Below are 14,480 nucleotides of genomic sequence, written 5' to 3'. Positions count from 1 at the left end.
CCGAATGCCCCCTCATGTGCCCCTCGGCTTGGCCCTGCGGGTCGCCTCGGCCGAGGTCGGATCGTCCGGCCAGGGGTGCTTCGGATAGCGGCCCTTCATCTCCGCCTTCACATCGGCCCAGGATCCGGCCCAGAAGCCGGGGAGGTCCCGCGTGATCTGGATCGGGCGCTGGGCGGGGGACAGAAGCTCCAGCGTCAGCGGAATCCGGCCGTTGCAGACTGAAGGGTGGCGGTCGAGGCCGAAGAGTTCCTGCACACGGATGGATATCGCGGGTCCGGTTTCGCCGCCATAGTCGATCGGCACCTTGCTGCCCGTCGGCGCGGTGAAATGGGACGGCGCCAGCCGGTCGAGCCGGGAGGCGGCATCGAACGGAAGCAGGGCCGCCAGCGCATCGCCGAGACAGGCGGCATCAATGGCCGAAACGCTGGTCTTGCCGGCGAGAAACGGACCGAGCCAGTCGTCGAGCGTATTTGCCAGCGCGTCGTCAGACAGATCCGGCAGATCACTCTCGCCGTTGGCGCGCAGGTAGCCGATACGGGCGCGCAGGCGCAGCTGGTCCTTGGTCCAGGGCAGGCGGCTAACCCCGCGCCGGAGTACCTCACCGAGCAGGGCACGGGTAACCGCTTCCGGGTCGGGGGTGCTGATCTGCCTGGTCTCGAGCTCGACGGCCCCGTAGCGACGCACGCGCCGGGCCCTCAGAGCGCCTTCCTTCTCGATGCGGACCTCGTCTTCCTCGACGATGTCCTCGGTAAACAGCTCTTCGATCTCTGCCTTCGTGATCGGCGCGCACAGCATGATCCGGCCGCTGGCGGCCTTCCCCTGGATATCGGCGATAGTCAGGAACGGTTCGCCCGCCAGCGGATGCTCTTCCGGCAGTTCCGCTCCGCGGCCGTTTGCAAGCCGGAACCGGCCGCGCTGGCCGCGCGCCTGGGCGACCCGGTCGGGATAGGCGTTGGCAAGCAGAACGCCGGCGTCCTCCGGTTCTATTCGTTTGTCCGATCCGCCGGCCAGCTTGTGCCAGCGTTCCGCCAGCAGACGGGTATCCCGCGCACGCGGGCTTTTGTCGTCCCTGAGGCGCCGCAGCCGGACCCTGAGATCTGGATCCGGTCCGCCAAGTCCGGGCTCGGAGAGGAGTGCTGCAATCATTGCCGCGGTCAGGCCCTCGCCCCGGGATGCGGCGCGGTCGAGCATATGGGCCAGCCGCGGCTGCAGGGGCAGCCGGGCGAGCGCCTTGCCCTGGTCGGTCAGGTGCCCGTTGTCGTCGAGTGCATGGAGCGCCTTGAGCAGTTGCGTAGCCTCGGACCAGGCTGCGGCCGGAGGCGGATCGAGGAATTTAAGCTGCCCCGGATCCATCGTTCCCCAGGCTGCCAGATCGAGCGCAAGGCCCGACAGATCGGCCTCGAGGATTTCCGGTGCTTCCGATGCGGCAAGGGAGACGGTCTGCGCCTCGTCCCAGAGCCGGTAACAGACGCCGGGTTCGGTTCGTCCGGCACGGCCGCGCCGCTGGTCGGCGGAAGCACGCGACACACGCACGGTCTCCAGCCTCGTCAGCCCGGTCTGGGGCTCGTATCTGGGCACTCGGGACAGGCCGCTGTCGATGACGACACGCACGCCCTCGATGGTGAGAGATGTCTGGGCGATGGCGCTGGCCAACACGATCTTGCGCGTGCCGGCCGGGGCAGGGCGGATCGCCAGATCCTGCGCCTTTGCATCGAGCGCGCCGTAAAGCGGCGCCAACAGGCAGCCTGCGGGCAGCTTGTCGCCGAGCATCTCCGCGGTGCGGCGGATCTCTCCCTGGCCGGGCAGGAACACCAGGATCGAACCGGTCTCCTCGCCGAGGGCCTGGCGCACGGCGCGGGCGACCTGCGGTTCGATCCGCTCTTCCGCCTTGCGGCCGAGATAGCGGGTTTCTACCGGAAAACTCCGGCCCTTGCTTTCGATGACCGGGGCATCGCCCAGAAGGCCTGCGACGGCCGCCGCATCGAGGGTTGCCGACATGGGCAGCAGCCTCAGGTGCTCGCGCAGCGCGCCTTGCACATCGAGCGCCAGCGCCAGCCCCAGGTAGCCATCAAGAGACCGTTCGTGGAATTCGTCGAAAAGAACTGCGGCAACGCCGGACAGTTCCGGGTCATCGAGGATCAGGCGGGTGAACACCCCTTCGGTGATGACCTCGATCCGTGTCCTGGCGCTGACCTTCGTTTCCATGCGCACCCGGTAGCCGACGGTTTCGCCGACCGACTCTCCGAGTTCCGAAGCCATCCGCCGGGCGGCCGCGCGCGCGGCAAGCCGGCGCGGCTCCAGCACAAGGATCTTGCCGTCACCCCGCCACGGGGCATCGAGAAGGGCAAGCGGAACGCGCGTTGTCTTGCCGGCGCCGGGTTCGGCGACGAGGACGGCATTCGGACTTTCCTCCAATGCGTCGAGCAATTGCGGCAGGACGCCGTCGACGGGCAGGGGCGTGGCGAAGGATCTGGTTTTAGCCATCGGTGAGTGTCAGGCGGAGGCCTGCGCTTTTGCACGCCAGCGCCGCCCGCCCATGTCGACGGCGAAGCGATGCGGCGTGCGGGCAAAGGCGGCCAGCCCTTCGAGCGCCGGATTGGCATGACGGACGATGAAGGTCGGGATCGATCCGACCAGAGCCTCATGCGGCGCCTTGGCTTCGAATGACGTCCTGAAGGCGCCGCTGGTGAGAAACCGCGCGATATAGGGCGTGACGCCGCCGGTAATATAGACACCGCCCCGGGCCAGCAGCGACAGGGCAAAGTCGCCGGCCACGCGGCCGAGGCCGCTTGCAAAGACTTCCAGCGTCTTCACTGCGACAGTGTCTCCGGCATCGGCGGCTTCGGTGATATCGGCGGCTGAGGCGAAGTCCCGTTCCATGGACATGGACGCGGCGACCGCCCTGGCCAGCCGGGGCAGGCCGGTACCGCTCAGGGCCTGCTCGGCGCCGATCCGCCCGCCAAGGCGCTCGATATGGGGCCAGATCAGGTAGTCTTCGGCACTCACCGGGCCCAGTTCCACATGTCCGCCCTCGCCGGGGACCGGGATCCAGGTGTCGGCGGCATGAATCATGGCGGCCGCCCCCAGACCGGTACCCGGTCCGAGCACGAATTTCGTGGTGTTCGGCCGCGCCGTGCCGCTGCCGATCTGTTCCAGGGCATCGTCTGTCAGTCCCGGCAGGGCGAGCGCCTGCGCCTCGAAATCATTCAGGATGATGACATCGTCGAGCCCAAGCTCGGCAATCATCTTCAGCGGTTCGATGACCCAGTCCGCGTTCGTCAGCGGGATCCGGTTGCCGGTCACCGGACCTGCGACCGCAACGATGGCTGTCCGCGGCGCCGCCTTGGAGGTCTTTGAAAGCGCGGCCTTGATCGCCGAAGCGATATCGGGATGGTCCGCGGTGGCCGCCGATGCGAGCAGGTCCGTTTCCGCTTGCGCGTGGTCGACCAGGGCAAAGCGCGCATTCGTGCCGCCGATATCGGCGACGAGAACGGGAAAGGCAAAGGACGTGGCGGACGGCAGGGACATTTTCATGAACGGAAAAGATCGATCTCGGGCGTTGTTGAGGTTGTTTTTAGACCGGTCAGGCGGGCGGAACGAAGCAGAATTTCCGCCGTCGACAAATTGAGCGCCATGGGCAAGTCGTAGACAAGCGCAAGCCGCATCAGCGCCTTGACATCCACGTCGTGGGGCATGGGCGTCAGCGGGTCGACGAAAAAGATCAGGCCGTGAAGGTTGCCGTCGGCAATCATTGCCCCGATCTGCTGGTCGCCTCCGAGCGGCCCGCTCTTGAACGGGGTAATGTCGAGTTCCGGGCAGGCTTCGGCGATCCGGCCGCCGGTGGTGCCGGTCGCCACGAGGCGGAAGTCGGCCAGCTTGTCCCGATTGCGTCTGGCGAATTCCACCATCGCATCCTTCTTGGCGTCATGGGCCACGAGAGCCAGGATGGGTCGATTAGCCATGATTACGTCTCCGGACATCGGCGTTTTGAATGCAACAGATGTACCGTTATGGCGGGAGGAGCGCAAAGGAAGCAGGAAAAGACCTGTTGGAAGGTCTGAGGATGGGCTGCAGGAAACGGCTTCCGCACCACGCTGCAGGTCGTGGCGGACAGGGAATTTGCGACGATGACCTGCGGATGCCTGGCAGAGGCACAAGCCATCGCATTCGCTTGTCAGCGCAAGGAACCTTCCAGCGAGGTTCGTTCGGCCGAGGGCGCGTGCCCTGACCTTTCAGGCGAAACCCTTTAGTCGAACAGGCCGCAGCGGATCGGTTCGCGCCCGGCAACCCGTTTCACAAGCGGATCTCCGAACGTGGCCCCGGCAACTTCCATCACCAGCTTCATACGGATGGCGTCCGCGAAGCCTTCCTTGGAACGTACCGGAATGGCGAAGGAACCCGGGCCGCCGATCACGCAGTCTTCGTAATAGTGATCGAGCTGAAGCATGGCCTGCCAGGAATTCTGGTTCGCCTTCATCATCAACGGCAGGCCGTTGATTGTGACACCCGTTGCCACTGTCTGATCGCGCACTTCCGTAACTGAACCGCCCTGGTTGTTCGGTCCGTCACCGGAAATGTCGATCACCTGACGCAGACCTGAATACGCATTGGTCTGAACCATTTCGACGGACTTGTGCAATGCCGAGGCAATGGATGTCCGTTGAACCTGGCGCAGGGGGGCTTCGGCGATCATGGTGGCAAAGGCTGCTGCGCTTTGCTGATCCTGGATAACCGTCCAGTCGGCTACGACAAAGTGCTCGTCAACGCCGCCCCATTCCAGATAGGTGACCGCGATCCGCCCGATGGGGCCGATCTTGATCGCTTCCAGAAAATCGGCGGACGTCAGCGCGGCGACATAGCCTGCCCGCTGGACCTCCTGCTCGTCAGTGTCCATGGATTGAGAAATATCGACGGCCAGGACCAGTTCGACATCGACTTCCTTGTTAGGGTCGTACGCCTCGAACTGAAAAGCGCCTTTTGGCGCATTTGCGGTGCCTGCAATCGCGCAGGTGGCCGTCATGAATGCCGCCAGGAAGAAACTTCCGGCAGACGCGATGGGGTTTTTGCACATTCTGAGAGGCATAGATTTTCTCCTTTTTACCTCACGCTGTTTCCAATGGATCTCCCTAGTCGGTTCAATGGATTTGTTTTTCGTGCGTCGATCATCGTGAAAATCGCGGATATCCGCGAGAATCACTTAGCTGTCGAACCAGATAAACGGTGCAATAGCTGTGCCAAGGCTGCCGGATTCTGATTTAACTGGCAAAATTAAAAGTGCACAAAGTGCGCATTACCCACAGGTAAGCATCATTTGCCTACAAACAAGGAAAAAATTGCCGGGTTTGGCTTCGCCGCTGCGTAAGGTGGGCAAAAATTGCCTATCTTGGAACAATTGCCTTCCGACTAGATTTTGTGATGAAAAAAACGGCATTTGCTCAAAATATTTACGATTTCTTAGCTTGACGCAGGCGCGTTCCACAGGCAGTCTTGAAGAAATTCGCATTGAGTGAATAATTTTTCACTCGGCCTTTTTGAGGCAGGCGGCAATCCGGTTCCTTTCGGGCTGCCTGATGACGCGAGGGGGCCTGATTGCGAGATAGGGCCTGATTACCAGATAGGGACAGGGGGGCGATCTTCAAATGCAGGCGCGCGAGGACGATTGGACGGACTACCTGGCGATCCGGGCAGCCTGGTTGTCCTTTGTCGGCGGCCGCACGCAGGGGGAAATCGCCAAGCAGCTGGGCATGTCCCCGGCGAAGGTGCACCGCCTGATCGCCCATGCCCAGAAGGCCGGGTTCGTGAAGTTCCAGATCGAAGGCCGTCCGCTCGAATGCCTTGAACTGGAAGAACGCATTGCAGGCGAATTCAATCTGAACAGCTGCACCATTGCGCCCGATCTCGGCAGCGGTGACATGGAAGGCGCGATCCGCGCGGTTGCGGTTTCAGCGGCCCATGTGCTGTCCGATGTCGTCTCGTCGAATACGGTCCGCCGCATCGGTGTCGGCATGGGCCGGACCATAAAGGCGGCCGTGGAGGCCATGCCCAAGGTCAACCGGCCCGACCTCGAGATTATCTCCATCTCCGGCTCCCTGACCCGCACGCTTGCGGCCAACCCGTTCGACGTGGTCCAGCGCATGCAGGAGCGTACCGGCGGCGAAGGCTACTACCTGCCGGTTCCCTATTTTGCCGAAAGCCGCGACGAGAAGGACATGTTCCTCGGCCAGCGCAGTGTCCAGAACCTGATGGACCGTGCGCGCGGGTCCGACGTCTTCATCGTCGGCATCGGATCGGTCGAGAACGAAGGTCATCTGATCCAGCGCGGCATGATTTCGAAGGAAGAACAGGCCGATCTCATGGACAGCGGCGCCGTCAGCGATCTGATGGGCCGGTTCCTGACGATCGATGGAAAGATTGCTCCCGTCTCTCTCGGCGACTGCGCGGTCGGTCTCCATTTCAACGAGGTGAAGGGGGCGCGGCTTATTGCGCTGGCAGGCGGCGAGAGCAAGGTGGATGCGGCCCTTGCGGCCCTGCGTGCCGGTGTGATTACCGATCTGGTTGCCGACGAGACCCTGGCAAGGGCCTTGAGCGACAAGATCGGACTGCAGCTGGCCCGCTCCGCATGACGCGGTCCGGGCCGAGAGGGGAAGTCAACGAAGGGTCCGCCGAAGGGGCGGTCCGGAATGTCGGAGGACATGTAAAGTGAAAAAGCTCCTGACGATTACAGCCGCACTGGCTGGTATGGCGTTTTCATCCGCTGTCATGGCGGCGGATATCAAGCCGGCCGTCCTGTACGACCTCGGCGGAAAGTTCGACAAGTCGTTCAACGAAGGCGCCTTCAACGGCGCCGAGAAGTTCAAGGCGGACACGGGCGTCGAATACCGCGATTTCGAAATCCAGAACGATGCCCAGCGTGAGCAGGCGCTGCGGAATTTCGCAAAGCGCGGCCAGAGCCCGATCGTCGCGATCGGCTTCTCGCAGGCCAACGCCATCGAAAAGGTCGCCAAGGAATTCCCGGACACACAGTTTGCCATCGTCGACATGGTCGTCGATCTGCCGAACGTGCGCTCCATCGTGTTCAAGGAGCAGGAAGGTTCCTACATCGTCGGCATGCTGGCGGCCGAAGCCTCCAAGACCGGCAAGGTCGGCTTCGTCGGCGGCATGGACATTCCGCTGATCCGCAGGTTTGCCTGCGGCTACAAGCAGGGTGTGCTCGCTGCCAATCCGGACGCGGAAGTCTTTGAAAACATGACCGGCACCACCGGCGCGGCCTGGAACGACCCGGTCAAGGGCGGCGAACTCGCCAAGTCCCAGTTCGACCGCGGCGCCGACGTCGTCTATCACGCCGCCGGCGGCACCGGGATCGGTGTCCTTCAGGCAGCCGCAGACGCCGGCAAGCTCGGCATCGGTGTGGACAGCAACCAGAACGGCCTGCATCCGGGCTCCGTGCTGACCTCCATGCTGAAGCGCGTCGACGTGGCCGTCTACAAGGCCTTCGAAGACGCCAAGAACGACGCCTGGACCTCCGGCGTCCAGGTGCTGGGTCTTGCCGAAGGCGGCATCGGCTGGGCGCTCGACGAAAACAACGAGAAGCTTATCACCCCGGAAATGAAGGCATCGGTCGACAAGGCCACCGCCGATATCATCGCCGGCACGATCCAGGTCCATGATTACATGGCCGACCAGAACTGCCCGTTCTGATCCCCGCATTTCCGCCGCATCCGAATTGACCCGGATGCGGCGGTCATCGTTTATTGAAAATATCAACAATCGATGCGCCGGGAGCGGGAGCTTTTTCATGAAAAATCTGTTTGCGAAGACACTGGCCGGTTTCGGCGCCCTGATCCTTGCCGGCACTGCCGCCGTCGCGGATCCGGCGATCGTCTATTCGGTCGGCGGAAAATTCGACGGATCTTTCAACGAAAGCGCCTATGCGGGCGTTCAGCGGTTCGAGAACGACTTCAAGACCAAGGTCCGCGAGTTCGAGCTGGAACGGGATGCGCAAAGTCTCCAGGCTCTGCGCAATTTCGCCAGCCGCGGCAATGAGCCGGTCGTGGCCATCGGTTTCAACCAGGCCTCGTCCGTCACCCAGGCCGCGAAGGAATTTCCCGACACGTCCTTTGCCATCGTCGACATGGTCGTCGATGCGCCGAACGTGGCCTCCTACGTCTTCAAGGAAAACGAGGGCGCCTATATCGCCGGCCTTCTGGCGGCGATGGCCAGCAAGACAGGCACGGTCGGCTTTGTCGGCGGCATGGATATCCCGATCATCCGCCGTTTCCTGTGCGGCTATCAGCTCGGCGCGCACTCGGTCGATCCGGACATCAAGGTTCTCTACAACATGGCCGGCACGACGCCGGCGGCCTTTGCCGATCCGGCCCGGGGCGCGGAACTGGCCCGCAGCCAGATCGGCCGCGGAGCCGACGTCATCATCCAGGCGGCGGGCGGCACCGGCATCGGGGTTCTGCAGGCCGTGGCGGATGCAGGCGTGCTGGGGATCGGCACCGACTCCAACCAGAACGGCCTGCACCCGGGCCATGTGCTGACCTCGATCCGCAAGCGGGTCGACAATGCCGTCTACGACAGTTTCAAGACCGCCCGTGACGGCGACTTCAAGCCCGGTGTCCGTGTCCTCGGCTTGGCCGACGGCGGCATGGACTGGGTTCTGGACGACAACAACAAGAGCCTGGTGACGCAGGAAATGATCGCCGCCGCCGATGCCGCGGTTACCGGGATTTCGACGGGCAAGATCAAGGTGCACGACATTCTGACAGACGGGGCATGCCCGCAGCCGTAAGGCTGCCAAACCGGATTGGGCGAAATGACAAGAACACGAGCTATAAAGCGCTGCCGGAGCCGGGCATGAGCGACACGCCCGCAATCGAACTTCGCAACATCAACAAGAGCTTCGGCCCTGTCCATGCGAACCGGGACATCGACCTTGTCGTCAAGAAAGGCTCGATCCACGGCATCGTCGGCGAAAACGGCGCCGGCAAGTCGACGCTCATGTCGATCCTCTACGGCTTCTACCAGGCCGACAAGGGCGACGTTCTGGTCGACGGCAGGAAAGCCCATATCGGCGATTCCAAGACCGCGATTTCGTTAGGGATCGGCATGGTCCACCAGCACTTCATGCTGGTCGACAATTTCACCGTTCTGGAAAACGTGATCCTTGGAGCCGAAGGCGGCCCGCTGCTTGCCGGCGGTGTGTCCAAGGCGCGCCAGGAGCTGAAGCGCCTGGAAGACGATTACGGCCTCAAGGTCGGGGTGGACGAGCTGATCGAGGATCTTCCGGTCGGTCTGCAGCAGCGGGTGGAAATCCTGAAGGCCCTGTTCCGCGGCGCCGAAATCCTCATTCTCGACGAGCCGACCGGGGTGCTGACACCGGCGGAGGCCGATCACCTGTTCAGGATCCTGCAGGTGCTCAAAGACGAGGGCAAGACCGTCCTCCTGATCACCCACAAGCTCAGGGAAATCATGGCGGTCACTGACACGGTCTCCGTCATGCGCAGGGGCGAGATGGTGGCGACGCGCAAGACGTCGGAGACTTCCATGGCGGAACTGGCCGAACTCATGGTCGGCCGCAGCGTGCTGCTCAGGGTCGACAAGAAGCCGGCCCACCCGAAGGAAACGGTTCTGGACGTTTCTCATCTGACCGTCACCGACAGCCGCGGCGTACAGGTCGTCAAGGACGTCTCCTTCAACGTCCGCGCCGGCGAGATCGTCGGCATTGCCGGGGTCTCCGGCAACGGCCAGTCGGAACTCCTGGAAACGCTGGCCGGGATCCGCAAGGCGACCTCGGGCAAGGTCACGATCGAAGGCGCGACGATCGATCTCGCCGAAACCCACGTCGATCCGGCCATGATGCGCGACTGGAACCTCGGCCATGTGCCGGAGGACCGGCACCGCATGGGTCTGGTGACCGGTTTTGCCGAATATGAAAACGCCATCCTCGGCTACCACAACGACCCGACTTATTCGAAAGGCTTCCTGCTCGACATCCCGAAGATCCGGGATGCGGCCCGCGAGGAGATCGAGAAATACGACATCCGCCCGCCGGACTGTCTTCTGAAGACCGCCAATTTCTCCGGCGGCAATCAGCAGAAGATCGTGCTTGCACGCGAGATGGAGCGCGATCCGACCGTGCTTCTGGTCGGCCAGCCGACCCGCGGTGTCGATATCGGCGCCATCGAGTTCATTCACAAGCGCCTGATCGAGATGCGCGATGCGGGCAAGGGCGTCCTGCTGGTGTCGGTGGAACTCGACGAGATCCGCGGTCTTGCCGACCGGGTGCTGGTCATGTTCGACGGTAAGATCGTCGGCGAACGCTCTCCCGAAACGGATGAAAGCGAGCTTGGCCTCCTGATGGCCGGCGCACACGGAGAAAACGCATGAGCTCGGGACAGTTGCCACGCTGGGTCGACTTCGGCCTGATCCCGGTCCTGAACCTGATCGCCGCCTTCCTGGTGTCGGGGCTGGTGGTGCTGCTGATCGGCGAAAACCCGCTCGAAGCCGTCAGGATCCTGCTCTGGGGCTCGCTCGGCTTCGGTGAGGGGGTCGGCTTCACCCTTTTTTACGCTACCAATTTCATCTTCACCGGCCTTGCCGTGGCCGTGGCCTTTCATGCCGGCCTGTTCAATATCGGCGGCGAGGGACAGGCCTATATCGGCGGGCTGGGCGTCGCCTGGGCCTGCCTGGCGCTGGACCATTACGTGCCCTGGTGGGTGACCATGCCCTTTGCCCTTGCAGGTGCTGCAATCATGGGCGCGGCCTGGGCCTTCATTCCGGCCTGGCTGCAGGCGAAACGCGGCAGCCATGTGGTCATCACCACGATCATGTTCAATTTCATCGCCGCCGCGCTGATGAACTATCTGCTGGTCAACATCATGGTGAAGCCCGGCTCCATGCAGCCGGAAACGCGCACCTTCGAGGCGGGCGGCAAGCTGCCCTTCCTGAAGGAATTCGTGCCCGGCATCGATTTCGGCACCGCGCCCGTGAACCTCGCCCTGATCATTGCACTGCTGGCATCGGTCGCCGTCTGGCTGATCGTCTGGCGCACGCGCCTTGGCTACGAGATCCGCGCCTTCGGGGCAAATGCGACCGCCGCTGTCTATGCGGGGATTTCGCCGGTCCGGGTCATCGTCATTACCATGCTGATTTCCGGCGGCCTGGCCGGAATGATGGCCATCAACGAGATCATGGGATCGCAGCACCGGCTGCTCCTGGAATTCGTCACCGGCTACGGTTTCGTCGGTATTGCCGTCGCGCTGATGGGTCGGGCCCATCCGGTCGGCATCGTGCTCGCCGCCATCCTGTTCGGCATGCTCTATCAGGGCGGCGCGGAGCTCTCGTTTGAAAAACCGGCGATCACCCGCGACATGATCATCGTGATCCAGGGGCTGGTGATCCTGTTCGCCGGCGCCCTGGAGCACATGTTCCGCCCGGCGCTGATCCAGTTCTTCACCTACAGCCGGTCTCCGGCAGAGCAGGCAGGGTAGGAGACCACCATGTTCGACGCCCTGATCCTCATTCTGGACTCCACCGTCCGCCTGTCCACGCCGCTACTGCTGGCCTGTCTGGCAGGGCTTTATTCGGAGCGCTCCGGCGTGGTCGACATCGGTCTGGAAGGCAAGATGCTCGGCGCGGCCTTCGGCGCCGGCGCGGTCGGCTATGTGACCGGCAACGCCTGGCTCGGGTTGCTGGCCGGGATCGCGGTCGCCATCGCCCTGGCACTGGTGCACGGCTTTGCCTCCATCACAAACCGGGGCAACCAGATCGTTTCCGGCGTGGCCATCAACTTCCTGGCCGCCGGCCTGACGGCCCTTCTCGGCCAGACCTGGTTCCGCCAGGGCGGACGCACACCGCCGCTGCCGCAAGGCGGCCGGTTCGGCGATATCACGCTGCCTTACGCCGAACAGGCCCGGGACATTCCGGTGGTGGGCGAGATCTACTACGAGCTTCTGTCCGGCCACAACATTCTGGTCTATGTCGCCTTCCTCGCCGTTCCCGTGACCTGGTGGATCCTGTTCCGCACCCGCTTCGGCCTGCGTCTGAGAGCCGTTGGCGAAAATCCGGCGGCGGTCGACACGGCAGGTATATCGGTCGTCTGGCTGCGCTACCGGGCGGTGATCGCCTGCGGTATCCTGACCGGTATCGCCGGCAGCTACCTGTCGATCGCCCAGTCTTCCGGCTTCATCAAGGACATGACCGCGGGCAAGGGCTTCATTGCGCTCGCGGCCCTGATCTTTGCCAAGTGGCGTCCGGCAAACGCCATGTTCGCCTGCCTGCTGTTCGGCTTCCTCGACGCGGTGGCGATCCGTCTGCAGGGGCAGAAGATTCCCGGGATCGGTGAAGTTCCGGTCCAGTTCTTCCAGGCTCTGCCCTATATCCTGACCGTGATCCTGCTTGCGGGCTTCATCGGCAAGGCGATCCCGCCGAAGGCGTCGGGCATTCCCTATCTGAAGGAGCGCACATGAGCGGGCTCGAAGACTTGTTCGAAGCGGCGAAGGCGGCCCGCGAGAACGCCTATGCGCCTTATTCGAATTTCAAGGTGGGCGCCGCGATCCGAGCGGCACGCGGCCGGGTCTTTACCGGCTGCAACGTGGAAAACGCCGCCTATCCGGAAGGAACCTGTGCCGAGGCCGGCGCCATCGCCGCCATGGTTCTGGCAGGCGAGACGCGCATCGGCGAAGTGGTGGTGATCGGCGACGCGGCCCTTTGCACGCCCTGCGGCGGGTGCCGTCAGAAGCTGAAGGAATTTTCCGCTCCGGATGTGAGCGTTCACATCGCCGGGCTCGACGGCATTAAGCAGAGTTTTACCGTGGCGGAGTTACTGCCGGCCGGTTTCGAGCTCCACGGCAATCGCGATTGAACTTGCAGAAAGGGATTGATCCGTCATGAGCGGATTTGGTCATGAATGCGCGGAGATCGTCCGCGCCGCCCGTCCGGGCTCCTATCGCATCGGCATGATCCTCGGCTCGGGCCTGGGCTCGCTTGCCGAAGAGGTGGAGGATGCCGTTCGCATTCCCTATTCCCACCTGACCGAGTTTCCGGTGTCGACCGTCACGTCCCATTCCAGCGAACTGGTGGCCGGCACCCTGTCCGGCGTTCCGGTCGTGATCCTGTCCGGTCGCGCCCATTACTATGAAAGCGGCGATCCGACGGTGATGCGCACGCCGGTGGAAACGCTCAAGGACCTCGGCTGCGACATTCTGCTGGCGACCAATGCGGCCGGGTCCCTGCGCGAGGACGTGGCGCCCGGAAACCCGATGCTGATTTCCGATCACATCAACTGGTCGGGCAAGAACCCGCTGATTGGCGAAGAGGACGAGAAACGGTTCCTCGACATGAGTACGGCCTACGATCCGGAGCTGCGCGGCGTCATGAAAAAGGTGGCACAGGAAACCGGCGCTCCGCTGGCGGAAGGCGTCTACATGTGGTTCTCCGGTCCGTCCTTCGAGACGCCCGCCGAAATCCGCATGGCGAAGATGCTGGGCGCGGACGCAGTGGGCATGTCCACCGTTCCGGAAGTGATCCTGGCCCGATTTCTGGGGATGCGGGTTGCCGCCCTGTCGATCATCACCAACTACGGTGCAGGCCTTCAGGCGCAGGCGCTGTCCCACGACCAGACGAAGAGTGTCGCGCAGACGGGCATGGCGCGTATGAAGGAACTCGTCAGAGCTTTTGTGAAGGAGATTGGACATGGCTGACCTTTCGGCCACTGATAATGCAAGACGGGCCCTGGGCCTTCTCGATCTGACGAACCTGAATGACGATTGCACGGCAGCCGACATTTTCGCGCTCACCCAGCGCGCCGTGACGGAATACGGCTCGGTCGCAGCGGTCTGCATCTGGCCGAAATTCGTTGCCCAGGCCGTTGGCGAACTGAAAGGCACCGGCGTCAAGGTCGCCACCGTCGTCAACTTCCCGGAAGGCGGGACCGACACCGAGGCCGTCGTCGCGGAAACGGAAAAGGCCATTGCCGACGGCGCAGACGAGATCGATATGGTCATACCGTACCGCTCGTTCATGGACGGCCGCAAGGGCTTTACCGAAGAGCAGATTATCCGCGTCCGCGCCGCCGTGCCCGAGCCCGCGCTCCTGAAGGTCATCCTGGAAACCGGCGAGCTTGCCGATCCCCTGCTGATCCACCTGGCATCGGAAATCGCCATCGGCGCCGGGGCCGATTTCATCAAGACATCGACGGGCAAGGTGCCGGTCAATGCCACCCTGGAAGCAGCCGAGGTCATGCTGACGGCGATCGAGGAGGCCCGGCGCGACCACGAAAGGACCGTCGGCTTCAAGGCCGCGGGCGGGATCCGCAGCCTGGAGGACGCCGTCGGATATCTGGCGCTGGCCGACCGGATCATGGGCCCGAACTGGGTCTCGGCCTCCACCTTCCGCTTCGGTGCAAGCGGTCTTCTGGACGCCCTGATCGCCACCCTCGAGGGCGGCGAGATCGAGGCGAACGACGGGTACTGATC

Annotated in this window: 13 protein-coding genes; 9 read left to right on the top strand and 4 right to left on the bottom strand. The window is 63.4% G+C overall.

Annotation, left to right across the window (positions count from 1 at the left end):
• Positions 1-12: 12 nt before the first annotated feature.
• From hrpB to HK439_RS00805, 4 genes are all read right to left on the bottom strand, one after another.
• Positions 13-2,484, bottom strand: a complete 2,472-nt coding sequence (gene hrpB / locus HK439_RS00820) for an ATP-dependent helicase HrpB (RefSeq protein WP_190289459.1) — start codon at positions 2,482-2,484, stop codon at positions 13-15.
• A gap of 9 nt (positions 2,485-2,493) precedes the next feature.
• Entirely contained in the window at positions 2,494-3,534 is a 1,041-nt protein-coding gene (gene glk / locus HK439_RS00815; RefSeq protein WP_419247565.1) for a glucokinase, read from the bottom strand.
• The gene (locus HK439_RS00810) at positions 3,531-3,962 is read right to left on the bottom strand and encodes a methylglyoxal synthase (RefSeq protein WP_190289458.1); all 432 of its coding nucleotides are present in this window, start codon (positions 3,960-3,962) and stop codon (positions 3,531-3,533) included. Before HK439_RS00810 ends, glk begins: the two co-directional genes overlap by 4 nt.
• A gap of 284 nt (positions 3,963-4,246) precedes the next feature.
• Complete coding sequence (locus HK439_RS00805; protein ID WP_209011478.1) at positions 4,247-5,020, bottom strand: DUF1194 domain-containing protein; 774 nt, start codon at positions 5,018-5,020, stop codon at positions 4,247-4,249.
• A gap of 619 nt (positions 5,021-5,639) precedes the next feature.
• On the opposite strand from HK439_RS00805, the gene HK439_RS00800 reads away from it, so the two are divergent.
• The 9 genes from HK439_RS00800 to deoC all read left to right on the top strand — a co-directional run bounded on the left by HK439_RS00800 (position 5,640) and on the right by deoC (position 14,478).
• A complete protein-coding gene (locus HK439_RS00800; RefSeq protein WP_190289457.1) occupies positions 5,640-6,623 on the top strand; it encodes a sugar-binding transcriptional regulator in 984 nt (327 codons plus the stop codon).
• 76 nt (positions 6,624-6,699) lie between these two features.
• Positions 6,700-7,698, top strand: coding sequence for a BMP family ABC transporter substrate-binding protein (locus HK439_RS00795; protein WP_328804057.1), 999 nt, complete (start codon positions 6,700-6,702; stop codon positions 7,696-7,698).
• 97 nt (positions 7,699-7,795) lie between these two features.
• On the top strand, positions 7,796-8,794 hold the full coding sequence (locus HK439_RS00790; protein ID WP_190289456.1) for a BMP family lipoprotein: 999 nt from the start codon (positions 7,796-7,798) through the stop codon (positions 8,792-8,794).
• Positions 8,795-8,859: 65 nt separating this feature from the next.
• Entirely contained in the window at positions 8,860-10,392 is a 1,533-nt protein-coding gene (locus tag HK439_RS00785) for an ABC transporter ATP-binding protein (RefSeq protein WP_190289455.1), read from the top strand.
• A complete protein-coding gene (locus HK439_RS00780; RefSeq protein ID WP_190289454.1) occupies positions 10,389-11,495 on the top strand; it encodes an ABC transporter permease in 1,107 nt (368 codons plus the stop codon). The genes HK439_RS00785 and HK439_RS00780 overlap by 4 nt, the downstream gene beginning before the upstream one ends.
• A gap of 9 nt (positions 11,496-11,504) precedes the next feature.
• Entirely contained in the window at positions 11,505-12,473 is a 969-nt protein-coding gene (locus tag HK439_RS00775) for an ABC transporter permease (RefSeq protein ID WP_190289453.1), read from the top strand.
• Positions 12,470-12,868, top strand: a complete 399-nt coding sequence (gene cdd / locus HK439_RS00770) for a cytidine deaminase (protein ID WP_190289452.1) — start codon at positions 12,470-12,472, stop codon at positions 12,866-12,868. Before HK439_RS00775 ends, cdd begins: the two co-directional genes overlap by 4 nt.
• A gap of 25 nt (positions 12,869-12,893) precedes the next feature.
• Positions 12,894-13,706 carry a purine-nucleoside phosphorylase gene (locus HK439_RS00765; protein ID WP_190289451.1) on the top strand — a complete coding sequence of 271 codons (813 nt, stop codon included), beginning with the start codon at positions 12,894-12,896 and terminating at the stop codon, positions 13,704-13,706.
• Positions 13,699-14,478: a deoxyribose-phosphate aldolase gene (gene deoC, locus HK439_RS00760; protein ID WP_190289450.1), complete on the top strand. Its 780-nt coding sequence runs from the start codon at positions 13,699-13,701 to the stop codon at positions 14,476-14,478. The genes HK439_RS00765 and deoC overlap by 8 nt, the downstream gene beginning before the upstream one ends.
• The last annotated feature ends 2 nt before the right edge of the window (positions 14,479-14,480 follow it).

The organism is Roseibium aggregatum (assembly GCF_014692675.1).
Lineage (GTDB): Bacteria > Pseudomonadota > Alphaproteobacteria > Rhizobiales > Stappiaceae > Roseibium > Roseibium aggregatum_C.
The sequence above is the reverse complement of the archived record's forward strand: the minus strand, read 5'-3'. Positions and strand labels throughout refer to the sequence as shown.